This is a genomic window from Kribbella steppae (assembly GCF_004342025.1).
In the GTDB taxonomy this organism is placed as follows: Bacteria; Actinomycetota; Actinomycetes; order Propionibacteriales; family Kribbellaceae; genus Kribbella; species Kribbella steppae.
In genome coordinates, this window is record NZ_SLWN01000001.1 from 248,235 (window position 1) to 272,843 (window position 24,609).

Annotated in this window: 20 protein-coding genes; 6 read left to right on the forward strand and 14 right to left on the reverse strand. The window is 68.4% G+C overall.

The window, feature by feature from the left end; translation table 11 throughout:
• Window positions 1-2: 2 nt before the first annotated feature.
• The 3 genes from gmd to EV652_RS01115 are packed head-to-tail and all read right to left on the reverse strand — an operon-like array spanning window position 3 to window position 3,405.
• Window positions 3-986, reverse strand: a complete 984-nt coding sequence (gene gmd, locus EV652_RS01105; RefSeq protein ID WP_132207049.1) for a GDP-mannose 4,6-dehydratase — start codon at window positions 984-986, stop codon at window positions 3-5.
• Window positions 983-1,915, reverse strand: a complete 933-nt coding sequence (locus EV652_RS01110; RefSeq protein WP_132207050.1) for a GDP-L-fucose synthase family protein — start codon at window positions 1,913-1,915, stop codon at window positions 983-985. The genes gmd and EV652_RS01110 overlap by 4 nt, the downstream gene beginning before the upstream one ends.
• Window positions 1,915-3,405, reverse strand: a complete 1,491-nt coding sequence (locus tag EV652_RS01115; RefSeq protein ID WP_242001484.1) for a sugar transferase — start codon at window positions 3,403-3,405, stop codon at window positions 1,915-1,917. The genes EV652_RS01110 and EV652_RS01115 overlap by 1 nt, the downstream gene beginning before the upstream one ends.
• A gap of 244 nt (window positions 3,406-3,649) precedes the next feature.
• Between EV652_RS01115 and EV652_RS01120 the strand changes: the two genes are divergently transcribed.
• Complete coding sequence (locus tag EV652_RS01120) at window positions 3,650-4,339, forward strand: phosphatase PAP2 family protein (protein WP_132207052.1); 690 nt, start codon at window positions 3,650-3,652, stop codon at window positions 4,337-4,339.
• A 37-nt stretch (window positions 4,340-4,376) separates the two neighbouring features.
• On the opposite strand, the gene EV652_RS01125 is transcribed toward EV652_RS01120, so the two are convergent.
• The 11 genes from EV652_RS01125 to EV652_RS01175 form a co-directional block, all read right to left on the reverse strand.
• Window positions 4,377-5,270 (reverse strand): phytanoyl-CoA dioxygenase family protein, encoded by an 894-nt coding sequence (locus EV652_RS01125; protein WP_132207053.1) that lies wholly within the window; start codon window positions 5,268-5,270, stop codon window positions 4,377-4,379.
• Window positions 5,271-5,399: 129 nt separating this feature from the next.
• The gene (locus tag EV652_RS01130) at window positions 5,400-6,716 is read right to left on the reverse strand and encodes a glutamate-1-semialdehyde 2,1-aminomutase (protein ID WP_132207054.1); all 1,317 of its coding nucleotides are present in this window, start codon (window positions 6,714-6,716) and stop codon (window positions 5,400-5,402) included.
• The gene (gene rfbC, locus EV652_RS01135; protein ID WP_132207055.1) at window positions 6,713-7,261 is read right to left on the reverse strand and encodes a dTDP-4-dehydrorhamnose 3,5-epimerase; all 549 of its coding nucleotides are present in this window, start codon (window positions 7,259-7,261) and stop codon (window positions 6,713-6,715) included. The genes EV652_RS01130 and rfbC overlap by 4 nt, the downstream gene beginning before the upstream one ends.
• Before the next feature lie 13 nt (window positions 7,262-7,274).
• Complete coding sequence (locus EV652_RS01140) at window positions 7,275-8,531, reverse strand: polysaccharide pyruvyl transferase family protein (protein WP_132207056.1); 1,257 nt, start codon at window positions 8,529-8,531, stop codon at window positions 7,275-7,277.
• A 2-nt stretch (window positions 8,532-8,533) separates the two neighbouring features.
• Complete coding sequence (locus EV652_RS01145) at window positions 8,534-9,481, reverse strand: glycosyltransferase family 2 protein (protein WP_132207057.1); 948 nt, start codon at window positions 9,479-9,481, stop codon at window positions 8,534-8,536.
• Window positions 9,478-10,755, reverse strand: a complete 1,278-nt coding sequence (locus EV652_RS01150; protein ID WP_199237946.1) for an MATE family efflux transporter — start codon at window positions 10,753-10,755, stop codon at window positions 9,478-9,480. The genes EV652_RS01145 and EV652_RS01150 overlap by 4 nt, the downstream gene beginning before the upstream one ends.
• 12 nt (window positions 10,756-10,767) lie before the next feature.
• Window positions 10,768-11,889, reverse strand: coding sequence for a class I SAM-dependent methyltransferase (locus tag EV652_RS01155; protein WP_158441061.1), 1,122 nt, complete (start codon window positions 11,887-11,889; stop codon window positions 10,768-10,770).
• 14 nt (window positions 11,890-11,903) lie between these two features.
• Complete coding sequence (locus tag EV652_RS01160) at window positions 11,904-12,569, reverse strand: PIG-L deacetylase family protein (RefSeq protein ID WP_132207060.1); 666 nt, start codon at window positions 12,567-12,569, stop codon at window positions 11,904-11,906.
• The gene (locus tag EV652_RS01165) at window positions 12,569-13,426 is read right to left on the reverse strand and encodes a sugar phosphate nucleotidyltransferase (RefSeq protein ID WP_199237947.1); all 858 of its coding nucleotides are present in this window, start codon (window positions 13,424-13,426) and stop codon (window positions 12,569-12,571) included. Before EV652_RS01165 ends, EV652_RS01160 begins: the two co-directional genes overlap by 1 nt.
• A gap of 24 nt (window positions 13,427-13,450) precedes the next feature.
• Window positions 13,451-14,683: a class I SAM-dependent methyltransferase gene (locus EV652_RS01170; RefSeq protein ID WP_199237948.1), complete on the reverse strand. Its 1,233-nt coding sequence runs from the start codon at window positions 14,681-14,683 to the stop codon at window positions 13,451-13,453.
• Window positions 14,683-15,777 carry an NAD-dependent epimerase/dehydratase family protein gene (locus EV652_RS01175; protein WP_132207062.1) on the reverse strand — a complete coding sequence of 365 codons (1,095 nt, stop codon included), beginning with the start codon at window positions 15,775-15,777 and terminating at the stop codon, window positions 14,683-14,685. Before EV652_RS01175 ends, EV652_RS01170 begins: the two co-directional genes overlap by 1 nt.
• 177 nt (window positions 15,778-15,954) lie before the next feature.
• Between EV652_RS01175 and EV652_RS01180 the strand changes: the two genes are divergently transcribed.
• From EV652_RS01180 to EV652_RS01200, 5 genes are read left to right on the forward strand one after another with little or no spacing between them, the layout of a single operon-like run.
• The gene (locus EV652_RS01180; protein WP_132207063.1) at window positions 15,955-17,277 is read left to right on the forward strand and encodes a UDP-glucose dehydrogenase family protein; all 1,323 of its coding nucleotides are present in this window, start codon (window positions 15,955-15,957) and stop codon (window positions 17,275-17,277) included.
• Window positions 17,274-18,503 (forward strand): glycosyltransferase family 4 protein, encoded by a 1,230-nt coding sequence (locus EV652_RS01185; RefSeq protein WP_206752078.1) that lies wholly within the window; start codon window positions 17,274-17,276, stop codon window positions 18,501-18,503. Before EV652_RS01180 ends, EV652_RS01185 begins: the two co-directional genes overlap by 4 nt.
• 1 nt (window position 18,504) lies before the next feature.
• On the forward strand, window positions 18,505-20,424 hold the full coding sequence (gene asnB, locus EV652_RS01190) for an asparagine synthase (glutamine-hydrolyzing) (RefSeq protein ID WP_132207065.1): 1,920 nt from the start codon (window positions 18,505-18,507) through the stop codon (window positions 20,422-20,424).
• A gap of 25 nt (window positions 20,425-20,449) precedes the next feature.
• The gene (locus EV652_RS01195; protein ID WP_132207066.1) at window positions 20,450-22,597 is read left to right on the forward strand and encodes a bi-domain-containing oxidoreductase; all 2,148 of its coding nucleotides are present in this window, start codon (window positions 20,450-20,452) and stop codon (window positions 22,595-22,597) included.
• Window positions 22,594-24,570 carry a heparinase II/III family protein gene (locus EV652_RS01200; protein WP_132207067.1) on the forward strand — a complete coding sequence of 659 codons (1,977 nt, stop codon included), beginning with the start codon at window positions 22,594-22,596 and terminating at the stop codon, window positions 24,568-24,570. The genes EV652_RS01195 and EV652_RS01200 overlap by 4 nt, the downstream gene beginning before the upstream one ends.
• Window positions 24,571-24,609: the final 39 nt, after the last annotated feature.

Consider the following 24,609-nt stretch of genomic DNA (forward strand, 5'->3'; position numbering starts at 1 on the left):
GGTCAGTCCTCTTGGGTCAGCGCGGCCAGGTCCGCGTCGACCATGATCCGGACCAGCTCGGGCACGTGGACCTGGGCTTTCCAGCCGAGCTCGGTGGTGGCTTTGGACGCGTCCCCGATCAGTGAGTCCACTTCGGTCGGACGCTCGTACCGCGCGTCGTGGTCGACGTACTGTTCCCAGTCCAGCCCGACGTGGTCGAAAGCCAGCGAGACGAAGTCCTTGACCGAGTACGACGTACCGGTCGCGATCACGTAGTCGGACGGGATGTCGTGCTGCAGCATCCGCCACATGCCCTCGACGTACTCGGGTGCGTAACCCCAGTCCCGGCAGGCGTCCAGGTTGCCCAGGTACAGCCGCTGGTCCAGGCCGAGCTTGATCCGGGCGACCGCGCGGGTGATCTTGCGGGTCACGAACGTCTCGCCACGGCGCGGGCTCTCGTGGTTGAACAGGATCCCGTTCACCGCGAACATGTCGTACGCCTCGCGATAGTTCCGGGCCATCCAGTAGCCGTACACCTTGGCCGCGCCGTACGGCGACCGCGGGTAGAACGGGGTGTCCTCGTTCTGCGGCGGCGGGGTCGCGCCGAACATCTCCGACGAGCTGGCCTGGTAGAACCGGCAGTCCAGCCCGATCATCCGGATCGCCTCGAGCAACCGCGTGGTCCCCATGCCGGTGGTGTCACCGGTGTACTCCGGCTCGTCGAAGCTGACCCGGACATGGCTCTGCGCGGCCAGGTGGTAGACCTCGGACGGCTGGATCGATGCCAGCAAGGTGACGAGGCGCGAGCCGTCGGTCAGGTCGCCGTAGTGCAGGAACAGCCGCTTGTCCTCGGCCTGCGGACCTTCGTACAGATGGTCGATCCGCCGCGTGTTGAACGTCGAAGCGCGGCGGATCAGGCCGTGCACCTCGTAGCCCTTGGCCAGCAGCAACTCGGCCAGGTACGAACCGTCCTGGCCGGTGATGCCGGTGACGAACGCCTTCTTCATGCCTGCTCCTGGGACAGATACCAGGCGTAGGTGGCGGCCACACCGTCTTCGAGGTCGGTGGACGGCTTCCACCCCAGCGCGTTCAGCCGGCTCACGTCGAGCAGCTTGCGCGGCGTACCGTCCGGCTTGGACAGATCGTTGCTGATGGCACCGGTGTAGCCGACCACCCGGGCGACCAGCGCGGCCAGCTCGCGGATCGTCACGTCCTCGCCGACACCGACGTTGATCGGCTCCGGCTCGTCGTAGTGCTCCAGCAGGTGCAAGCACGCGTCGGCGAGGTCGTCCACGTGCAGGAACTCGCGTCGCGGCGTACCGCTCCCCCACAGCACGACCTCGGGTGCGCCGGACACCTTGGCGTCGTGGAAACGCCGGATCAGCGCGGGCAGCACGTGCGAGCTGGTCAGGTCGAAGTTGTCGTTCGGCCCGTACAGGTTGGTCGGCATCGCCGAGATCCAGCGCAGCCCGTACTGCCGCCGGACCGCCTGGACCTGCATGATGCCGGCGATCTTGGCGATCGCGTACGCGTCGTTGGTCGGCTCCAGCTCTCCGGTCAGCAGACTCGACTCGCGGATCGGCTGCTCGGCGTACTTCGGGTAGATGCACGACGAGCCCAGGAACAGCAGTCGCGGCGTGCGGACCTCCAGCGCGGCGTCCATCAGGTTCACCTGGATGCGCAGGTTGTCACTGAGGAACTCGGTCGGGTGGTCCCGGTTCGCCAGGATGCCGCCGACCCGGGCCGCCGCGTCGATCACCACCGCCGGGCGGTGCTCGGTGAAGAACGCGAACGTCGCGGCCCGGTCCCGCAGGTCCAGGTCACTCGAGGTCGCGCCGATCAGCTGGGTGAAGCCGACCGCTTCCAGCCGCCGCCAGATGGCGGATCCGACCAGGCCGCGGTGGCCCGCGACGTATACCGGTGCTGCTCTGTCCATCAGTACGCTCCTGCGCCGTAGATCACCGCGCGCACGGTCTTCCAGAGAATCAGGAGGTCGAGCGTCATCGACCAGTTGTCGACGTACCGCAGGTCCAGCCGGACCGACTCGTCCCAGGACAGGTCGCTGCGGCCGCTCACCTGCCACAGGCCGGTGATGCCGGGCTTGACCAGCATCCGCCGGGAGTCGTCCGCGGCGTACAGGGCGACCTCTTCCGACAGCGGCGGACGCGGGCCGACCAGGGACATGTCGCCGCGCAGCACGTTGAACAGCTGCGGCACCTCGTCGAGCGAGAAGCGGCGGATCCACCGGCCGAGCGGTGTCATCCGCGGGTCGTCGCGCATCTTGAAGATGACGCCGTTGCCGTCGCTCAGCGCGTACAGATCACCGAGCCGCTGCTCGGCGTCGGAGTACATGCTGCGGAACTTCAGCATGGTGAACTCGACCCCCGCGCGGCCGACGCGTTGCTGCCGGAAGAGCACCGGCCCCGGGCTGGACAGCCGTACGGCGATGGCCAGGCCGACCAGCAGAGGCGACAGCAGAGTGATGAGACCGAGCGCCAGGACCCGGTCGAAGACGGCCTTCATCAGGTGCGGTCCGCCGCTCACCGAGGGACGCTCCAGGTGCAGCAGGGACAGGCCGGCGACCGGGCGGACGGAGATCCGCGGGCCGGCGACCTCGATGATGCCGGGTGACACGATCAGTTCGATGCCGCGCTGCTCCAAAGCCCAGGACAACCGGCGCAGCGACTGCCCGGCCAGCTCGGGATCGGTCGCGATCGCGACCACTTCTACCGCGTGACGATCGGCGGCAGCCAGGATGTCCGGCTCGTCCAGCTCGTCCGGCTGGATCGGCCCGGCCGAGTGACGGTCGCCGCGTGGCCGGCAGGTCGCCACCACGCGGAACCCGTCGGTCGGCCGGCTCTCGAGGTGCTCACACAAGGTTGCGGCCGGGCCGCTGCGCCCGACCACGAGAACCCGATGCATACAGCGGCCTCGGACCCGGTGCCGATGCAGGTCCTTCCGCAGGGCATAACGCAGTACCAGCGCGGATCCCACCATCACCGGAATCGCCAGCACGATGAAGCCGCGGGCGATCTCGGTCTTGGTCACGTACGACGCCATCGCGACGGCGGCCGTGAGACCGACGCCGGAGCGCAGCAGCGACCGGAACTCGTCCGGACCGGCGCCGAAGTAGCGGGGGTCGTAACCCTTCGACAGGGCGACCGCACCCACCCAGGCCAGCGGAAGCACACTGCTCACGAGCAGATAGCCGCTGCCGACGTGATAGCCGAACCGGGTCAGCAGAGCGATCGAGACACCGAGCATCGCGGCCAGCAGGTCGCCACCGACGGCAGCCCAGCGATAGACGCCCACCCAGTGCGGCTCGGTCGACCGCGAGGGCAGCGGAACGATCGCGGGCACCTCGTGCGGCACCACCCAGAGCGGCCGGCGGCCATCGACCGCGTCAGGCGCCTCTGCTCCGCTCACTCCGACCTCTCGTCTCACGCTGCCAGCACACGGTCACGGTATGTGTCCGCCGCAGTCTGCAATCTGCCCCTTGAACTGTCAAACGGGAGATCGCCACTCAAGGTAACGGCGCACACTGCATTGCCTGAACATCCCCAGAATTCACCCGCCTGTCGGCCGAGCGACATCGCAGCGTACTACGGGCGAGGTTCTGCAGCGACGGTGACTCGACAAGCCTTGGCTAGAATTTGCGTGGGGGTGGGGAATGAAACGGGACAACATCGAACGCCCGCGCGCGCCCGCGCGCACGGCGCTGACACCGGCGGTCCGCCGGCCGGTCACCGCGCTGGCACTGCTCGGGCTGCTGCTGCTGGTCGTGCCGGCGCTGATCTTCGCTGGTGACACCAGCGCGAGCCGCCTGGACACCGCCGCCAAGGCGTTCGTTCTCGAGCACGCGCCGGCCGGCTCGTGGGACATCATTCGCGGCCTGGACTGGCTCGGCGAACCGATCGGCCGGGCGCTGCTTCTGATCGGCGTCACGCTGGCCTGCCTGGCCGCCGGGCGCCGCGCGCTGGCGATCACCGCCGCGGTCAGCATCGCCACGATCAGCGTCCTCGCCACCGCGCTCAAGCCGCTCGTCGGCCGGCGCATCCACGAAGGCTTCCTGTGCTACCCCAGCGGGCACAGCGCGGCGCTCACCGCGGCCGCGCTGATCGTCGGGTTGCTCGTGGCCGACGTGTTCGTCCTCCGCTCCGTCGCCAGTACGGCGGTCATCCTCGGAATCACCGTCGTCGGCGGAGCCCTGACCGCCTGGGCACAGATCAACCTGGATGCGCACTACCCCACCGACACGGTCGGCGGGTTCGGTTGCGCGCTGCTCGTGGTCCCGGTCACCGCGTGGCTGATCGACCGGTTTGCCGCGCGCCGGGCAGCGAACCGGCCGGCGTCGAGGTGACGCCGGCCGGATCGTTCCGCTGATCGGGAGCCTGGACTCAGGCGACCTCGATCGCGGGTGTGTCGAACTCCGCGATGACACCGGCCGGGACATGCTCGAGGTCGCTGACCCGCAGGTAGTCGCCCATCGTCGTACCGGAGCAGTCCGAGTCGATGTTGGGTGCGGCGCGGCCGGCCAGTGCATCACCAAGGTGCACTGTGCGCAGGTCGATGCTGAACCGGGTCCGCCCCGAGGTGTTCGGCACGCTGGAGTGCAGCTGGGCACCCGAGAACAGGATGATCCCGCCGGGCTTGCAGATCGGACGGATCTGAGGCACCAGCTCGACCTCCTCCTCCGGCACCGGCTGCACCCGGGTGTCGACACCGATCTGGGTCGCCGCGATCTGCCGGCTGGTCGCGTTCCACTCCGCGTAGTTGTAGACCCGGGAGCTGTTCCGCACCGGGGTCTGCCAGTACTTCGGGTGGAAGGCGAGCCCGTTGTCGGCACCGATCTCGAAGATCGGCAGCCACCAGTTCAGCTGGACGTACGGCGCCGAGTACCAGGTGTCGCGATGCGGATGGAACGCGAACGCGATCCCGGTGGTCAGGTAGTCGTTCGACGTCGAGCTGCGCATCCGCGGCACGTCGAAGTAGACCTGCTCTTGGTCACACCCGAAGTCGGTCAGCATCTCCTGGATCAGCCGCTTCGACTCCGGGTGATGGATGAACCTCGGCTTCAGCTCGGCGAGCAGCGCCGCGTAGTCCTCGACGGCCATCTCGAACTGGGCCGTCTCCGGATCCAGCGGCGCGAACGCCTGCCGGGCCATCTCGCCCGCGAACTCGGTCAGAGCCAAGGTCGACGGGCGTGGTGAGTAGACGAACAGGTCGCCGTCGTACAACTTCTGCCTGCGTTCGTCGTCGCAGAACTCGGCGTCGACATAGATGGAATGCATGATGAACCCCCTCGTGCGCGAACCGGCTCCGTGCCGGTTCGAGTGACCAAGCCCCGTACTTGCCCCAGCCGTCTGTGCCTCACGGGCTCATCGGCAGGCGCCCCCCAGAGACGTCGTCGTAGCCGTGCGTTATGCGTACCGGCGGAACACCGGCTTGACCGGCCGTCCGCCCATCCACCCCCTCGGATCTCCGGCGTCGAGCGCCTTGCGATACACCAGGCAGGCTTGCTCGACGGTGTCGACGGTGCGGGCGATGTCCTCGTCGGTCAGCGCGGCGCTCACCACGAAGGACGGGCCGATCACCCCGCCGAGGACGAGCTCCCGCAGGAACAGGGTGCGGTACTGCTGGGACGGCTGCAGCTCCTCGTCGAGCGTCGCGAAGACCAGGTTGCTGGCCCGGCCGCGGACGACGACATGGTCCTCGACACCGGCCGCGGCGGAGACCTCCCGGACTCCCGCCGCCAGCTTGTCGCCCAGCTCGTGCAGCCGGGCCGCGATGCCTTCGGTCGCGTAGACGTCCATCACCGCGATGGCCGCCGCGAGCGCATGAGTCTCGGCGCCGTGGGTGGTGGACAGCAGGAACACTCGCTCATGGTCGTCGCGCAGACCGCCGCGCTCCATCAGTTCACGCTTGCCCGCCAGCGCCGACACGGCGAACCCGTTCCCGAGGGCCTTGCCGAAGGTGGACAGGTCGGGCGTCACGCCGTACACGCCCTGCGCGCCCGCCTCGGAGAACCGGAAGCCGGAGATCATCTCGTCGAAGATCAGCAGCGCGCCGTGCCGGTGGGCGAGGTCGCGGAGTGCCTCGAGGTAGCCCTGCGGCGGGTCCTGCTGGGGCGCGGCCTCCAGGATGAGGCAGGCGATCTGCCCGTCGTGATGGGTCAGCAGTTCCTCGGTCGCGGCCAGGTCGCCGTACGGGAAGGCCACCGTCAGGTCGGCGATCTCGCCGGGAATACCGGCCGACATCGGCGTCCGGGCGATGAACCAGTCGTCGATGGAGAAGAACGCGTGGTCGGAGCAGATCGCCACCAGCGGCCGCCCGGTGACCGCACGGGCCAGCTTCACCGCGGCGGTGGTGGCGTCCGAGCCGTTCTTGGCGAACTTCACCATCTCCGCGGTCGGTACCGAGGCCAGGAAGCGTTCGGCCGCCTCGAGCTCGACGATGCTCGGCCGGACGAAGTTGCTGCCGCGGCCGAGTTCCCGCTGGACCGCCTCGATCACCTTCGGGTGGGCGTGCCCGAGGCTGACGGCGCGCAGCCCCGAGCCGTACTCGATGTACTCGTTGCCGTCGACGTCCCAGACGTGGGCGCCGAGGCCGTGCGAGATCACCGGAGCCATCTCGGCCGGGTACTGGTCATCGCCCTTGGCGTACGTGTGCGCGCCACCCGGCACGAGCTCGTGCAACCGGGCGTTGGCCTCGACGGACTTGTCGAACGACTTGGTCATGTCAGCCTCCTGGTGGCGTCGGCGAGGGTGGGGGCGGCTTTGTCCCGGGCCGACATCAGGCTGACCGGCAGCGGCCAGTCGATGTCCAGGCCGGGATCGTCGAAGGCGATCGACACGTCCTCGCTCGGGTCGTGCGCTCGGTCGATCCGGTACGAGACGTCGGCCGGATCCGTCAGCGCCTGGAAGCCGTGGGCGCAGCCGGCCGGCACGTAGACGGTGACCTGGTTGTCGCCGGTCAGCTCGAAGTACTCCACGTTGCGGTACGTCGGCGAGTCCTTGCGCAGGTCGACGACGACGTCGAGGACCTCGCCGTACGAGCAGCGCACCAGCTTCGCCTCGCCGGCGCCCGCGCGGACATGCATGCCGCGGACGACGCCCTTGGCCGACCGGGAGACGCTGTCCTGGACGAACGCGTCCGGGTCGAGTCCGGCCGACGCGACCACCTCGCGGTCGAACGTGCGGCAGAAGAAGCCGCGCTCGTCCACGTGCGGTGTGGGCAGGAACAGCAAAGCCCCCGCGATCCTCGGTACCTGGATGACGTCCATCGGTCCCCTCCTACTACTGGTCACTGCTCGCCGGCACCGACGTGTCCGAGCCGAACAGAGTCGCGGACAGTACGGCGAACTGCCGTTCGAGCGATGCGGCGAACTCGGCGTTTCTGGCGCGCATCGCGGGTTCGATCCCGGCCGCCCGCGCCTCGAGCGCCCGGAGCTGATCCATCAGCAGCGACACGTCGAGACTCCGGATCGACTGCCGGAACTCGGCCAGTTGCATCTCTCCCATCAGCACGTCGCTCTTGACGCCGTAGCTGATCGAGATGGTCGGCTTCGACAACTTCAGCGCGGCCTGCACGTTGTGGTAGCGCGAGGCAACGACCAGGTCGACCTCGGCCAGCTGTTGCATCAGCTCGCCGAGCGACTCCGCGGGCTCGCGCACGAGCCGCTTCTCGACCAGCTCCGGCCGGGTCTGCCGCAGGTCGTCGTACACGACCGACACGACGGCCTCGTCGGACGGGTCGCCGGTGACGAGGCGGATCCGGTAGCCCTCGTCGACCAGCCGGCGGGCGAACTCGACGATCTTCCCGCGGTAGTCCGCCGAGATCTCCGCGGATCGGGCCCGGTCGGCACTGGTGCCGTGGTACGCCATCACGCCGAGGCCGACGGTCGGACGGGACGCACGGACCGGAGGCTGCAGCACCGGATCGGGCAGCGAGAAGGCCAGATCCGGATAGACCGGATCCTGGCTGGTGTCCAGGCCCATCTGCCGCATCGCGTCGCGCGAATAGGTGTCCCGGTACGAGCGGTACGTCGTCAGCCGCGCGGCACTGGTGAACAGCCACCGGTTCGCCCGCTCGTGGGCCACGTTCGCGCCCACGCTGACGAAGGCGACCTTGGCCCCCGCCAGCCGGGCCGACACGCACATCAGGAACAGCGCGTACGGCCAGCCCCACGGGTTCAGCTCGAGCGTCGTCTCCAGCACGCCCATGCCGGGCACGATCACGATGTCGAACCGGCGGAACAGCCTGGGCATCCGGAACAGGTCCGCCACTTTGCCGAACACCTTGCGCATGTTGGTCGTCAGCCGCGTCCGTCCCGGGCCATGGGCCTGGTACCAGGTGATCGCCGTCGACGGGATGCCGTACTGCCGTTCGAGCTCCTCAGGGCCGGAGCACACACAGCTGATCTCGGCCTCCGGGTGCTTGGCCCGGAGGAATCGCAACATCGCGTCGAGCGACCCGTGGTTTCCGAGGTTGCCCGATCCCAGCAGGCCGAAGATCGCGATCCGCGGCGGCCTGCTTGTGCCCGCAGTGCTCATTCCTAGGAAACCCTCCGCTGACCGGCGACCGCGGAACTGTCCGGGATCGCGGTCGGTGCGCTGGGCGGTGCGCTGTCCTCGATCCGGTGCGACGACCTGCCGGGTACGGCACGGTCGGCCATCCAGCGGGCCAGGTGGGCGTAACACCGGCGCCGGTCCGCCGACGACAGCGGCGCCCGGCGGATCCCGCCGACGAAGCCGCCGACGTACTCGGCCAGCAGCCGGACGGTCGGGTGGCGCAGCCGGCTCGCCCGGCGCGGCTCCATGTTCGCCGACCGGGAGCGGATGGTCGGCTTGGCCCGCTCCGCCCGGTCCGGGTGGTCCCGGCGGAAGAACAGCAGCTCGGGCACCTGATGGAAGCGTCCGTACAGCGCCAGCTCCGCCGTGATCGTCCGGTCGGAGTGGTGGTAGCTCCCGTTCAGCGGCGTACGGCGCAGGATGTCCGAACGCATCACGCCGTAGAAGTCGTCACCGCCGACGGTGAACAGCAGACTCCGGAACCGCTCAGGCGCCCGCGGATTGTCGGTGTCGAGCCGGTAGTCGACCTTCAGGACGATCTCGCCGTTCGCGTCGATGATCGCCTGGTGGGCGTGCGCCAGGACCAGCGACGAGTCGGCGTCGAGCGCCTCGATACAGCGCAGCAACAGGTCCCGGCCGTACAGATCGTCGTACGACGCCCACTTGAACAGCTCGCCGCGCGAATGCTCGAAGGTCCAGTTGTGGTTCGGTGTCGCGCCGATGTTGACCGGCTGCCGGAAGTAGCTGATCCGCGGGTCCCGGGCCAGGTACTCGCGGCAGATCTCTTGCGTGCTGTCGGTCGAGGCGTTGTCCGAGATGATCAGCTCGAAATCGCCGTAGCTCTGTCCCAGTAGGGCGTCCAGGGACTCAGCCAGATACTTCTCTCCGTTGTAGACCGGAAGACCGATACTCAGCCTTGGTACCACGTTCATGTGCTCCTCATTTCTGGCATCTCCTCCCGGCCCGCCGCCCCGACCGGCTCCGGTTCCGTCTCATGCCGCCGTTCGCGGATCCCCACCTCGAGACTCCACCACCAAACGATCGCGCCGACGAGCGTCGCACCGGCCGATCCCCAGGCCGAACCGAGGGCGCCCCCCAGCGCCGCACCGCCGACCCCACCGACCAGGTACGCCGCCGACGCGTACAGCTGTGCCCTCAAACTCCGCCGGGCCACGCCGAGTGCGCGCAGACCGGCCGCCGCACCGGTATAGAAACTGGCGAACATCACCGACAAAGTTGCTGGCAGCAACAATGGTTCGGTGCTGTCCCAGACCTCGCCGAGCAGCGCGTGCCCCCACGCGTGCGGCAAGGCGATGATGATCGTCATCCCCCACGCCAGCGCGGCGAGGGACTGGGCGCTGCCGAGCAGCAGACAGAACCGTTGCAACGCCCGCACCGACCGGCGCAGCATCCGCGCCGCCTCCGGCACCGCCACCAGACCGATCCCGGACAGCACGATGAAGAACGGGCCGAGCATCATCTCGGCGCCACGGACGGTGCCGACCGCTGCGACCCCGGCGATGGCGCCGAGGCCGTACATCTTCAGTTGGTACGCGCCGCTGATGGTCACGTTCTCGGCCAGATAGCGCAGCCCCAGGTCGCGATGGTCCCGGAACCACTGCCGGGCCCGGAACAACCTGGGGAAGACGCCGGCCTGCAAACCACTGACCAGCGCCGCGAAGATCCCGGCCGCACCCCAGGCCAGGACGAACTTCGTGACGCTCGGACCGTCGTGTTTCGCCAAGTACAGCAGCGGAACCAGTCCGAGCGCCCAGGTGATGTCACTGACGAACGCCTTGCCGCCCTGACCCGAGGCGAAGAAGGCGAACCGCCAGCTGTCCTGCAACATCAGCCCTGGCAGCACCAGGCCCAGCGCGATGAACGCGGCGCCGGGTCTGCCACCGAGCGCGGCCCCCACCGCGACACAGATCGCCCCGGTCGCCAGACCGACCGCCATCGCCATCCCGGACGAGCTGGCCACCGCGGTCTTCCAGAGCGGACGCGGTACGCCGCTGAACCGAACCGCCAGCGGATCGGTCGCGAGCCCGCGCGAGATGTTGACCACTACCCCATACGTCACCCAGGCCAGGCTGAACGCTCCGAATTCCACAGCGCCCAGCGACCGCGCGACGACGATGCCGACCACGAAGCTGACCAGGCTGGTGACAGCCTGGTCAGCGAGTCCCCAGGTAACGCGGCGCAGCACCCCTCTCATGGGTCAGCCCACGACTTCGTGCGGTTCGGGTAGCGGGACCAGGTACGTGGCACCCCAGCCGCCACCGGCTTCGAGCTGAGAGATCACTTCGTCGGCGATGTCCCAGGTGAGCACCAGGACGACGTCCGGCCGTGCGGCCCGGAGTTCGTCGATCGGCCGGATCGGGACACCACAGCCACCAGGGATCCGGCGACCGTGCTTGCCCGGTGCGGCGTCCACCGTGAACGCCAGCAGGTCGGTGCCGACCTTACTCAGGTCCAGCAACACCGGCGCCTTCGACGGAGCGCCGTACCCGAGCACTGTCCGGCCGGCGGCCTTGTGCCGGGTGAGTTCGTCGTGCAGCGCACCGGCTGCGTGCCAGGCGGCCTCTTGCAGGGTGGCCAACTGGACCTCGTCGGCGATACCGGCGGCGTCCTCGTCCTCCTGTAGTACGGCGACCGATGCGTCCGGCTTGACCTCGTCGGCGTGCCGCAGCATCACCATCAGGCTGCCGCCGAACATGTCGACCTGCTTCACCGACTCGACCGCCAGGCCGTGCAGTGCCGCCAGCCGGTCGACCGCACTGAGCGACAGGTACGACCAGTGCCCGTGCCGGATGGTGTCGAACTGGTTGCCGATGAACAGCGGCAGCAGGTGGTGGAACTCCAGCACCAGCAGCCCGCCCGGTGCGAGCCGCTCCGCCCGCAGCCTCATCATCTCGCCGACGGCCGGCTCGTGTGCGATGCCGTGGACGTCGACCACCAGGTCGGCCCCCTCGCCGTCACCGGCCAGCCGGCAGCCGGCGGCGTACAGGTGCTCGAGCCACGATCCGCCGTGGTGGCTGGCGAACTCGAAGACGACACCGCCGCTGAGCTGCGGGTAGTCCCGCAGCAGTTCCTTCACCGACGACTCGGCGTGCGCGATGCTGGTCGCGGACTCGACGGCCAGCGGCGGCTCGGGCAGCTGCGGCTCGACCGGCCCGAGCTGGACCAGCGTGCAGTCACGGCACAACCACAGCTCGAGCGGCCAGCGCGGATCCGGACCGGGTGTCTCCGCGGTCGGGAAATAGTCGGCACACGGCTGCGCACCGAGATCCACCACCGGTACGACGCTCTCCCCCGCACACCCACGACACTTGAAGTTCACTGCATCCCCTCCGGTCACCATGTCAACGTTGCCTTGGCCGTGGTGAACGCTTCGGCGTACTGCGCCCGGCACTCCATCCCGCGCAGCCGGGCCAGCCCGGCGAAGACCTCTTCGTCGAACCAGTCGTGCCGGACCTGGGACGGGAAGGCCTTGTGCAGCCGGGTGATCTTCTCCCGCAGCTGCTCCTCGGTCAGGTCGACGTACAGCCACGGCCGGCTGATGTCGCCGTCCCACTTGGGGATCTCGTAGTGCAGCACCAGGTGATCGCGCCACACCGTCGGCGCCAGTTCGGCGATCAGACGATGGTCCTGGTGCGCGTCGGTGCGGCTCGGCGCCAGCACCAGGTCAGGGCGTCGGCCACCCTCGGACTGTCCGGCCCGGGCCGTTGCCTCGAGCAACTCCTTGGTCTCGTTCCAGAACGACGGCAGCCGGCCGTCCGGCAGCTCGGCCGAGGTAACGGTCACCTCGCACTCCGGCAGGAACAGCTCCGCGGCGCGGCGGGCCTCCTCGAGCCGGAGCGGACTGCCGGTCGCGATGACGAACTCGGCGGTCAGCTCCGGTACCGACTCGGCCAGCTTGAGCAGCGTGCCGCCGCAGCCGATCTCGATGTCGTCCGGGTGAGCGCCCAGGGCCACCAGGTGGACCGGACGCTCGATCAGACCGAGCTGGAACGGCAGCATCAGATCGCCACCACCATGGGTGCGTCGTCGCCCGGCAGGTCCGGAGCCTTCTCCAGCACCTGCGCGCGCTGCTGCCGGGCCTCATGGCTCCAGAGCGCCCACGGCTTCTTGCCGGAGCGGTACAGCTCCTCGAGCTGGCTGCGCTCCTTCAGGGTGTCCATCGGCGCCCAGAACCCGTGGTGTGGGATCGCCTCCAGCCTGCGCATCGCGGACAGCCGCGGGAACGCGTCCCCGACCAGGTCCTCGTCCTCGTGCAGGACGTCGAAGATCTCCTTCTTGAGCACGAAGTACCCGCCGTTGATCCACACGTTCAGGTCGGCGGCCGACCGCAGCCCGGTGATCCGGGCGTCGGTGCCGAACTCGACCACGTGGAAGGACGCCTGCGGCGGAACCGCGAGCAGGCTGGCGGTGATGTCACTGGTCATCACGTGGTCGACGATCTTGTCCATCGGCGCATCGGTGAGTACGTCGCCGTAGTTGGCCAGGAACGCGTCGTCGTCCTCCAGATACGGCCGCACCCTGCGCAGCCGCTCCCCGATGGAGGTGTCGATCCCGGTGTCGACGAAGGTGATCTTCCACTCGCTGATGTCGGAGTCGAGCAGCTGGATCCGCTGCCCGCCCTTCGACATCACGAAGTCGTTGGACACCGTCTCCTCGTAGCGCAGGAAGTACTCCTTGACCGCGGACCCCCCGAAGCCCAGGCACAGGATGAACTCGGTGTGCCCGAAGTGCGCGTAGTAGCGCATCACGTGCCACAGGACCGGCCGGTCGCCGATCGTCATCATCGGTTTCGGTGCGGAGTCCACCCCGCTGCGCATCCGCAGCCCGAACCCCCCACAGAAGATCACGACCTTCATTGACTTTCCCTCCCCTGGTCGTGTTCAGATCACTTCGAGGCGCGGGATGGGGACGACGAACTTCGCGCCCCACTCCCGTGCGTAGCCGAGTTGGTGCACGATCTCCTCGCGCAGGTTCCACGGCAGGATCACGATGTAGTCGGGGCGCGTCTCGGCGAGGCGCTCCGGGGCGAAGATCGGGATGTGCGTGCCCGGCAGGAACATGCCGTGCTTGTGCGGGCTGCGGTCCACCGTGTACGGCAACAGGTCCTCGCGGATGCCGCAGTGGTTCAGCAGCGTGTTGCCCTTACCGGGAGCGCCGTACCCGGCGACGGTCTTGCCGTCGCGCTGAGCCTGGATCAGGAACTCGACCAGCTCGGCCTTGATGGTGAAGACCTCGCGCGCGAAGCCTTCGTGGCCCTCGACCGTGTGCAGGCCGGCGTCTTCCTCGTCCTTCAGTACCTTGAGCACCAGCTCGGACGGCTCTCCGGCGGTCTCGACCGGCGTCGAGAAGAGCCGCAACGATCCGCCGTGGCTGGCCAGTTCCTGGACGTCGACGACCTTCAGGCCGGCCTTCTCCAGCGCGAGCGCGGCGGTCTTGAGCGTCAGGTACTGGTAGTGCTCGTGGTAGATCGTGTCGTACTGACGCCGCTCGATCAGCCGGAGCAGGTGCGGGAACTCCAGCGACACCAGGCCGTCGTCCTTGACCAGCGCGCGCAGGCCCTTGGCGAAGTCGACGATGTCCGGCACGTGCGCGAACACGTTGTTGCCGACGACAAGGTCCGCCTGCCCGTGCCGAGCGGCCGCGTCCTTGCCGGTCTCCTCGCCGAGGAAGTAGCTCTCGGTCCGGATGCCCTTCTCGTTGGCGATCTCGGCGATGTTCGCGGCCGGCTCGATGCCGAGCACCGGGATGCCGAGCGCCGTCGCGTGCTGGAGCAGGTAGCCGTCGTTGCTGGCGGCCTCGACGATGAGGCTCTCGGCGCCGAGGTCCAGCCGCTCCTGCATGTCCACGACGAACCGGCGGGCGTGCTCCACCCAGCTGGTCGAGTACGACGAGAAATACAGGTAGTCGCTGAACACGTCGTCGGCCGCGACGTACGCCGGCAGCTGGACGAGCAGGCAGTTGTCACAGATCCGGACGTTCAGCGGGTAGAACGTCTCACCGCTGTCCAGCTGGTCGGCCCGGAGGTAGCTCTCGCACGGCGGCGACATCCCCAGATCGACGAAAGTTCGGGTCAAAGGCTCGCCACACAGGCGACAGCCGACGGACTCCCCCATCAGTGCTTCTCCTCAACTGAGTCTTTTGCGGCGAAAACCGGTGCCTCAGGTCCGGGGAACTGCTCGTCGGTCTGCCGGCGCAGCTGGTCGTCGACCAGGCCCGCCGACAGCAGTTGCTGGATCCGGCGCAGCCGGACGAACTGCGCCGAGTCGAAGTCCGCCTGGGTCAGGCCGTGCCGTTCGTAGGCGGCGGCGAGCTCGTCGACGCCCTTGCGCACCGTCCACTGCAGCTGCAGGTCCGGGAAGACGTCGTTGAGCTTGCCGAAGTCGACCTTGTAGTTGCGCAGGTCCGGGCCGGCGCCGTCGGCGATCGACAGGGTCGAGCCGGGGACCGCGTCGCGGACCATCTCGGCGATGTCGCGGACCTGGACCACGTCCTCGGACCGGCCGACGTTGAACGCCTGGTCGTGGATCATCTCGCGTGGCGACTCGAGCACCTTCAGGAACGCGCGGCTGATGTCCTCGATGTGCACCAGCGGCCGCCACGGTGTGCCGTCGCTCTCCAGCCGGACCTTGCCGCTCGTCATCGCGATCGCGGTCAGGTTGTTCACCACGATGTCCAGCCGCAGCCGGGTCGAGACGCCGTACGCGGTCGCGTTGCGTAGATAGGTGGGGCTGAAGTTGTCATCGGCAAGCTTGGCCAGTTCCGACTCGGCCAGCGCCTTGGTCTCGCCGTACGGCGTGACCGGGAACATCTCGGCGTCCTCGGCGACCGCTTCGGAGCCGGCCGCGCCGTACAGGCTGCAGGAGGAGGCGAACAGGAACCGCTCGATCCCGGCGTCCTTGGCGGCCTGGGCGACCTTGAGGGTCCCGTCCAGGTTGACCGAGTACGTCGCCTTGCGGTTCAGATGGCCGAGTGGATCGTTCGACAGCGCGGCCAGACAGACGACTGCGTCGTACCCGGCCAGCTCGGCCGGGCCCACGTCGCGCATGTCGCGCGGCGGCCGGGAGCCGATCGGGTCCGGCCCGCCGAGCAGGTCGCAGCCCTCGTACAGCCCGGTGTCCAGTCCATCCACCTGGTGCCCGGCGTCCCGCAGGAACGGCACCATCACCGCACCGATGTACCCGCGATCTCCGGTGACCAGAACTCTCATCCGCCCGCTCCTCCGCTTGGCTCTGTCATCGCTACAACAGATCACCGAGCCGGCCCCTTGATACATCGCCGCGGATTCGATTCCGGGGGAATTCGGATGTATCAGCATCGGCTGGTCAGTGCTCCATAGAGGGCTGACAGCAGCAATGGGGAGTTCCACGCTCAATTGGGGGGCGTTATGAAGGTTGCCGTATTCGGCTTGGGCTACGTGGGGTCGGTGACGGCGGCATGCCTGGCCGCCAACGGCCACGACGTCTGGGGGGTCGATGTCGACACCGCGAAGGTTGGTCCGATCACAGAGGGACACAGCCCGGTGGTCGAGCCTGGCCTCGACGAACTGGTGGCGGAGGGTGTCACCGCGGGCAGACTGCACGCGACCACCGACCCGCGACTGGCATTGGACGGAGCGGACGTCTCCCTGATCTGTGTGGGAACGCCGTCGACCTCCAGCGGCAGTACTGACCTCACTTACATTCGGCGCGCGGTCCGTGACATAGCGGAAGCGGCCCGTATGGTCGCACCGCCGGCCTCGGGTTTCCACAGCATCGTCGTCCGCAGCACGGTCCCACCGGGCACCGTCGACGACGTCGTCGAGCGAGTCCTGGCCGAGGTGCCGGACTCCGGCGACTTCACCTTCGGTACGGCGATGTGCCCGGAGTTCCTGCGGGAGGGATCCGGACTGGCCGACTTCTACGACCCGCCGTTCGTCGTGGTCGGCACCAGGAACCCGAAGGTCGGTACCGCTCTGACCGACTTGTTCGGCTTCCTGCCCGCCGAGGTGCAGGTGGTCGACGTACGGACCGCGGAGGCGCTCAAGTACGCCTGTAACGCGTTCCACGCGACCAAGGTCTCGTTCGCGAACGAGATGGGGCGGATCTTTCGGTACTACGGGGTGGACTCGCGCGAGGTCATGCGGATCTTCGTCCAGGACACCACCCTCAACATCTCGCCGTACTACCTGCGCCCGGGCTTCGCGTTCGGCGGCTCCTGCCTGCCGAAGGACTTGCGCTCTGTCCTCCACCTGGCCCGGCTCAACGACACAGACCTGCCGCTGCTGGCCGGCACACTCACGACCAACGAGCTGACCGTCCGCGACGTCGTGGACCGCGTCGTGGCCGGACCCGGCCGTGAGATCGCGCTGCTCGGCCTGAGCTTCAAGACCGCGACCGACGACCTGCGCGAGAGCCCGAGTGTCGAGCTGGCCGAGCGGCTGATCGGCAAGGGCTACAACCTGCGCATCTACGACGCGATCGTCAACCCGAGCCGTCTGGTCGGCGCCAACCTGCGGCACGTGCGGTCCAAGCTGCCGCACCTGCAGCGGGTCCTGACCGCCGACCCGGTCGAGGCCCTCCGCGGCGCCGACCTGGCGCTGGTCTCGGCTACCGACAGCTCGGCCATCAGCGCCCTGCTCACCACCCCGCCGGCCCGGACCATCGATCTGAGCGGCCGGCTCGGAACCGAGGTCGAGGCGCTGCCCGGATACGAAGGAGTCGGCTGGTGAGTGGTCCGCGCGTCCTGATCATCATCCAGAACCTGTGGGTCCCGTTCGACCGCCGGGTCTGGCTGGAGTGCCAGGCCCTGGCAGGATCCGGGTACGACGTGACCGTGGTCTGCCCGAAGGGCCCGAACGATCCGTCGTACCAGGTCCTCGACGGCGTCACCGTGCACAAGTACAAGGCGTACGCGCCCGGCGGCAGCAAGATCGGTTTCATCGCGGAGTACGTCTACTCGTTCCTGATGACGCTGCGACTGGTGCTGCGGGCCCGGAAGGCCGGCAAGTTCGAGGTCATGCAGGCGTGCAACCCGCCGGACATCTTCTGGCCGATCGCGCTGCTGCTGCGCCGGCTCGACCGGACCCGGTTCGTGTTCGACCACCACGACCTGTGCCCGGAGCTGTTCCAGTCCCGCTTCGGCGGTACGACGAGCCCGGCGTACAAGGGACTGCGCTGGCTGGAACGGCGGACGCACCGCACCGCCGACCACGTCATCTCGACCAACGACTCCTACCGTCACATCGCGATCACCCGCAGCGGTAAGGCCAACCACGACGTGACCGTCGTCCGCACCGGGCCCGACCCGGAGAAGCTGCGTCGCGGCACCGCCGACGAGTCGGTCCGTCGCGGCCACCGCTACCTGGTCACCTACATCGGTGTGATGGGTCCGCAGGACGGTGTCGACATCGTGGTCCGCGCGGCGGACGTGGTCGTCAACAAGCTCGGCCGGACGGATATCGCGTTCACCCTGATGGGTGGCGGCGACGCCTTCGACGAAGTAGTCGCGCTGCGGGACGAGCTGGGCCTGGACGAGCACGTCGAGTTCACCGGCCGGGTGCCGGACGAGACGGTCCGCACGGTGATGTCGACGGCCGACCTCGGTGTGTCCCCGGACCCGAAGAATCCGCTCAACGACGTCTCCACGATGAACAAGACGATGGAGTACATGGCGTTCGAACTGCCGGTCGTCGCCTTCGACCTGATCGAGACCAAGGTGTCGGCCGCCGACGCCGCGGTCTACGTGGAGCCGAACGACGTGGAGAAGTACGGCCAGGCCATCGTCGACCTGCTGGACGACGAGGTCCGCCGCCGCCGGATGGGCCGGCTCGGTCGCGAACGGGTCGAGCAGGTGCTCGCCTGGAAGCACCAGCAGAAGGCCTATCTCGAGGTGTACGACCGGCTCACCGGTCACTCGCGCCTGGTCGGCGACTTCCCCCAGGCTGCGGGGTCCTGACGTGTGCGGCATCGCCGGTTGCTATCAGCAGTACGACGGCCTCGCGCTGGCCGAGACGATGAACAACCGGATCGCACACCGCGGTCCGGACGCCGACGGTGTGTACCGGTTCGAGGACGGTGACATCCGGGCGTACCTTGCGCATCGCCGGTTGTCGATCATCGACCTGTCCTCGGGTGCGGACCAGCCGTTCACCAAGCGGGGCCTGACGATCAGCTACAACGGCGAGCTCTACAACTACAAGGAACTGCGCGCCGAGCTGGCCAGGTCCGGGGTCACCTTCCGGACCAGTTCCGACACCGAGGTGGTGCTGGAGGCCTGGCGCCGCTGGGGTCCGGCGGCGCTGACGCGGTTCCGCGGCATGTTCGCGTTCGCGATGCTGGACGAGGACAGCGGCAGCCTGTACCTGGCCCGCGATCCGCTCGGCATCAAGCCGCTGTACGTCCGCCGCCGGCACGGTGGCGTGATCTTCGCGTCCGAGCTGAAGGCACTGGTCACCGCGATCGGACCTGAGCTGCGCACCGACCCGACCGCGATGATCGCGTCGATGCTCTACTACTGGCTGCCCGAACAGCAGTGCGCGATCGACGGTGTGGAGAAACTGCCGCCGGGTTCGTGGGCCGAGTTCCGGCCGGACGGCAGCAGCCGGCACGAGACGTACTGGCGGGTGACGGACGTCGCCACCGAAGCGGCCGCCGGGCCGCCCGCCGACCTGCGGACCGTGATCGAGGAATCGGTCGCCGCCCACCTGGTCGCCGACGTCGGCGTGTCGACGTTCCTCAGCGGTGGTCTCGACTCCAGCCTGGTCACGGTGCTGGCCAAGCGCCTCGACCCCAGCATCGACTCGTACACGATCACCTTCCGGTCGCAGGACCAGAAGCTCGAGGCGATGCCGGACGACGCGATCTACGCCCGCAAGGTGGCCCAGCAGTTCGGGATCGACCTGCACGAGATCGAGATCGCGCCGGACGTGGTCGAACTGCTCCCCCGGATCGTCGACATCCTGGACGAGCCGATCGGCGACCCGGCCGCGATCAACACGCTGCTGATGTGCGACGCCGCCCGCGACGCCGGCGTCAAGGTGCTGCTGTCCGGGATGGGCGCCGACGAGTTGTTCGGCGGCTACCGCAAACACCTCGCCTGTGTGATGGGAGCGCAGTACCAGCGGCTTCCCGGCGTACTGCGCAATGGTCTCGTCGGTCCCGCGGTCCGGCGGCTGCCGGTCACCGCGAACGGTCGCGGCCTGCGGTACGCGCGCTGGGCGAAGCGGTTCCTCACCTTCGCGGACCTGCCCGAGGAGGCCGCGTTCCGGCGCAGCTACACGATGTACGACGCCGGCGAACTGGCCGGCCTGCTGAGTCCGAACCTCGAGCCGTACGTCGGCAAGCTGATCGCCGAGCACAGCGACATCTACCACGACACCACGCTCGACGACCACGTGAACCGGATGTGCCTGGCCGACGCGCGGATGTTCCTGCCCGGCCTCAACCTGGCCTACACCGACCGGGCCAGCATGGCCGCGTCGACCGAGGTCCGGACACCGTTCGTGGACCCGATCGTCGCGCAGGCGGCGTTCTCCATCCCGGGCAGCGAGAAGATCCACCGGCGGCAGGGCAAGCTCGCGCTGAAGAAGGCGGCCGAGGCCTGGTTGCCGAAGGAGATCATCTACCGGCCGAAGGCGTCGTTCAGCGCGCCGCTGCGGGCCTGGGTCCGCAACGACCTGCGCGAACTGGTGGACGACGTCCTGCTGCGCGGCGAACTGGTCGGCAGTGGCTTCCTGCAGCAGTCGGCGGTGCAACGGCTGGTCGACGACGAGCGGGCCGGACGTGAGGACTACTCGAAGCAGATCTGGCAGCTGCTGACCCTGGAGACCTGGACCCGGCACATGCGCTCGCTGGGCGTGACCATCACCTCCTTGTGAAGACTTCTCTCTCTGAAGGACTGGCATGAAACAGGTTGCACAGAACTACAAGTCCGGTGAGCTCGCGGTTCTCGACGTACCGGCGCCGACCTGCGCGCCCGGTGGTGTCCTGGTCCGCTCGCTCTACTCGCTGATCTCGACCGGGACCGAGCTGATGAAGGTCGGCGAGGCCAAGCTGTCCATGCTCGGCAAGGCCCGGGCCCGGCCCGACCAGGTGAAGAAGGTCCTGGACTCGGTCGCTCAGCAGGGTGCGGTCAACACCTACAAGAAGGTGATGAACAAGCTCGACTCCTACACGCCGCTGGGCTACTCGCTGTGCGGTGTGGTGGTCGAGGTCGGCCCCGGTGCCGAGGAGTTCAGTGTGGGCCAGTTGGTCGCTGCCGCCGGCAACGAGTTCGCGCTGCACGCGGAGTACAACTGGGTGCCGGTCAACCTGTGCGTTCCGGTGCCGGACGGCGTACCGCCGGAGCAGGCCGCGTTCTCGACGGTCGGTGCGATCGCGATGCACGGCGTCCGGCAGTCGGAGGTGCAGCTCGGCGACACCGCAGTCGTGATCGGGCTCGGCCTGGTCGGTCAGCTCGTGGTCCGGCTGCTGGTCGCGGCCGGGGTCCGGGTGTTCGGGATCGACACGGTCGAGGATCGATGCCGGATGGCGGAGAAGGCGGGCGCGCTGCACTGCTCGTCGGCCGACGAGGCCGGGATCGCCGTCCTGGAGCGGTCATTGCTGGAAGCAAGCAACGGGCTGGGCGCGGACCACATCCTGCTCGCGGCCGGCGGCCACTCGAACGGTCCGGTCGAGACGGCAGCGCGACTGGCGCGCGATCGTGCCCGGGTCGTCGACATCGGCAAGACCAAGCTCGACCTGCCGTGGAACGCGTACTACGACAAGGAACTGGACCTCCGGTTCTCCCGCTCCTACGGCCCCGGCCGGTACGACGACCGCTACGAGCTCGAGGGTATCGACTACCCGGCCGGCTACATCCGCTGGACCGAACGCCGCAACCTGGAATGCTTCGTCGACCTGATCGCCCGCGAACAGATCGACATCGGCTCCCTGGTCGCCCGGGTCTTCCCGATCGCCGACGCGACCGAGGTCTACCAGCAACTGAGCTCAGGCGCCCTTCCCGGCGTCGGCTTCCTCTTCGAGTACCCGGATATTCCGCAGGAAGAGAAGCAGGAGACGACGAGGGTTGCGCGCCCGGCCGAAAGCACAGCTGGTGCGGCGCGACTTGGATTCATTGGCGCAGGTAACTATGCGTCCTCCATGCTCCTGCCGCATCTTCAGAAGAACGAAGATGCGGTGCTGGCTCACGTCGCGACCAACAAATCGTTGTCCGCGGCCAATGCACAACGTCGGTTCGGTTTCGAGCAGATCGCCACTGAGGCGAATGCTGTGCTGTCGGATGAATCGCTCGACGCAGTGTTCGTGGTGACGCGGCACAGCACGCACGCCGAGCTCACCTGCCGCGCGCTGGAAACCGGCAAAGCCGTCTTCGTCGAGAAGCCGTTGGCGTTGAACGACGAGGATCTCGACCGGATCGTCGCCACCGCGGATGCCACCGGCAACGATCGCCTGATGGTCGGGTTCAACCGCCGGTTCGCTCCGCTCCTGACCGACCTGCGCGACCGCTTCGGCACACCCGGCGGCGGCTCCTCGCTGCGCTACCTGGTGAACGCCGGCCGGCTGGACCCGTCCAGCTGGTACCTCGACCAGGACAAGGAAGGCAGCCGGTTCGCCGGTGAGGGCGGCCACTTCATCGACACCCTGAGCTGGTGGCTCGACAGCCCACCCACCGAGGTGTACGCCGTACCCGGACCGGACGCCGGCGACGTGATCGTCAGCCTGCGGTTCGCGAACGGATCGGTCGGCACGATCAGCTACGTCGGCGGTGGCAACTCACGGTTCCCGAAGGAGACGGTGGACATCACCGGCGGCGGCCGTAACGGCCGGCTGGACAACTTCCAGAGCGCCTCGGTGTGGACCGGCCGGAAGCCGTCGACGCGCAAGGCCCGCAGCACCGACAAGGGCCAGCGGATCGAGCTCGAGCGGTTCGTCGCGGCGGTGAAGTCCGGCGGCCCGATGCCGATCTCGTTCGACTCGCTGATCGCCACCACCCGCGCAACCATCGCAGTGGACAAGAGCCTCGCCAGCGGCAAACCGGAGAGCATATGAATCGCCAGCCCCTGGGCTGGTACGTCCGTCGCGTGCGCCGGATGTCCCCCACTGAGCTGGTCTGGCGCGCGCGCGACCACGGACGACGTACTGCCTGGGCCTACCAGCAGGTCCGGCCCGGGCAGGACTCGACGATCCAGCTGCCACTGCGCAAGGAGCTGACCTTCCCGGCGACACTGCCTCCGCATGCGGCGGACGCCGTACCGGAGGAAGCGCGCAAGGCGGTGATCGCGACCGCCGACGCGATCCTGGCCGGGAAGCTGGAGGTGCTCGGAGTCGACCGGACCGATCTGAAGTCGCCGGACTGGTTCCGCGATCCGATCACCGGGCGGCGGTCGGATCCGTCGGAGTACACGTTCCGGCTGAACCATCGCAACGAGGAGTTGGTCGGAAACGTCAAGCAGGTCTGGGAGTTGTCCCGGCATCACCACCTGACCCAGCTGGCCGCGGCCTGGTACCTGACCCATGACGACACGTACGCCGACCGCGTCGCCGAGCACCTGAACGACTGGTGGCGGTCGAACCCGTTCCTGTCCGGCGTCCATTGGGCCAGCGGCATCGAGATCGGGATCCGGCTGATCAGCTGGACCTGGATCCGGCGGCTGCTCGACGACTGGCCCGAGGTCACGGATCTCTTCGAGCACAACCAGTTGGCGCTGCGGCAGCTCTACTGGCACCAGCGCTACCTGGCCGCTTTCCAGAGTCGGGGTTCGTCGGCGAACAATCACGTCATCGCGGAGGCCGCCGGCCAGTTGGTGGGCGCCTGCGCGTTCCCCTGGTTCGCCCAGAGCGACAAGTGGCGTGCGGACGCGGCTGCGCTGCTGGTGCGGGAGTTGGACGCCAACACCTTCCCGTCCGGCGTCAACCGTGAGCTCGCGTCCGACTACCACCGTTTCGTCTCCGAGCTCGGCCTGTACGCCGCTCTGGAGGCAGACAAGGCCGGTCATCCGCTGAGCCAGCAGACCTGGTCGCTGCTGACCCGCACGTTCGATGTGGCCGCGGCGATTGTCGACGAGACCCTGCGGCCGCCACGCCAGGGCGACGACGACGAAGGCATGGTGCTCGTCCTCGATCCGCCCGATGTGCACAGCTGGTCGGCGTTCGTGTCACTCGGCGCTGCCACGCTCGGCAGCCCGTCGTGGTGGCCGTCGAGTCCGTTGACGGCGACCGCCGTACTGGCAGGAAGTTTGATCAGCGGCACCCAGCCGCATCGCCCGGCAGAGCGCCCGGACCACTTCGCCGACGCCGGGATCACGATCCTGCGCAGTCGCACCGGTGTCGACGGAGGTGGCGGGCCGGAGATCTGGTGCCGCGCCGATGCCGGACCGCACGGGTTCCTGTCCATCGCGGCCCATGCCCACTGCGACGCGCTCTCACTCGAGGTCCGGGTCGGCGGCGTCGACATCCTGGCCGATCCAGGCACGTACTGCTATCACGGCGAGGAAGAGTGGCGGAACTACTTCCGCTCCACCATCGCCCACAACACGGTCGAGGTCGCCGGTGCCGAGCAGTCCGTCTGGGGCGGCCCGTTCCTGTGGCTGCGCGGCGCAACCGGACGCGTACGGCGCTATGCGGCCGACGGCGACGTGGTCACCTGGGACGCCGAGCACGACGGGTACCAGTCCGGCGAAGTACCGATCACTCACCGGCGGACCGCCGTACTGGATGACGGCGTGCTGCGGGTCGAGGACCGGCTGGACGGCCCGGCCGACGTACGAATTGCGTGGCATCTCGGTCCGGATGTGACGGTCGAACTGGACGGAGCGACCGGGCGGCTGAAGTGGCCGAACGGGTCCGCGGTCGCCGAGTTGCCGGCCGGATTGAGCTGGACCGCGCACTCCGGTGGCGACGATCCGTTGCTGGGCTGGTACTCACCGCGATTCGGCCGCAAGGTGCCGATTACGACACTGGTCGGGTCCGGGACGCTCGGACCCGACGCCCCAGCGGTCAGCAGGTTTCAATTCCGGTCTTGACCGGAGGTTGCTGTATCAGTCCCGGTTTCCGGCCCTCTA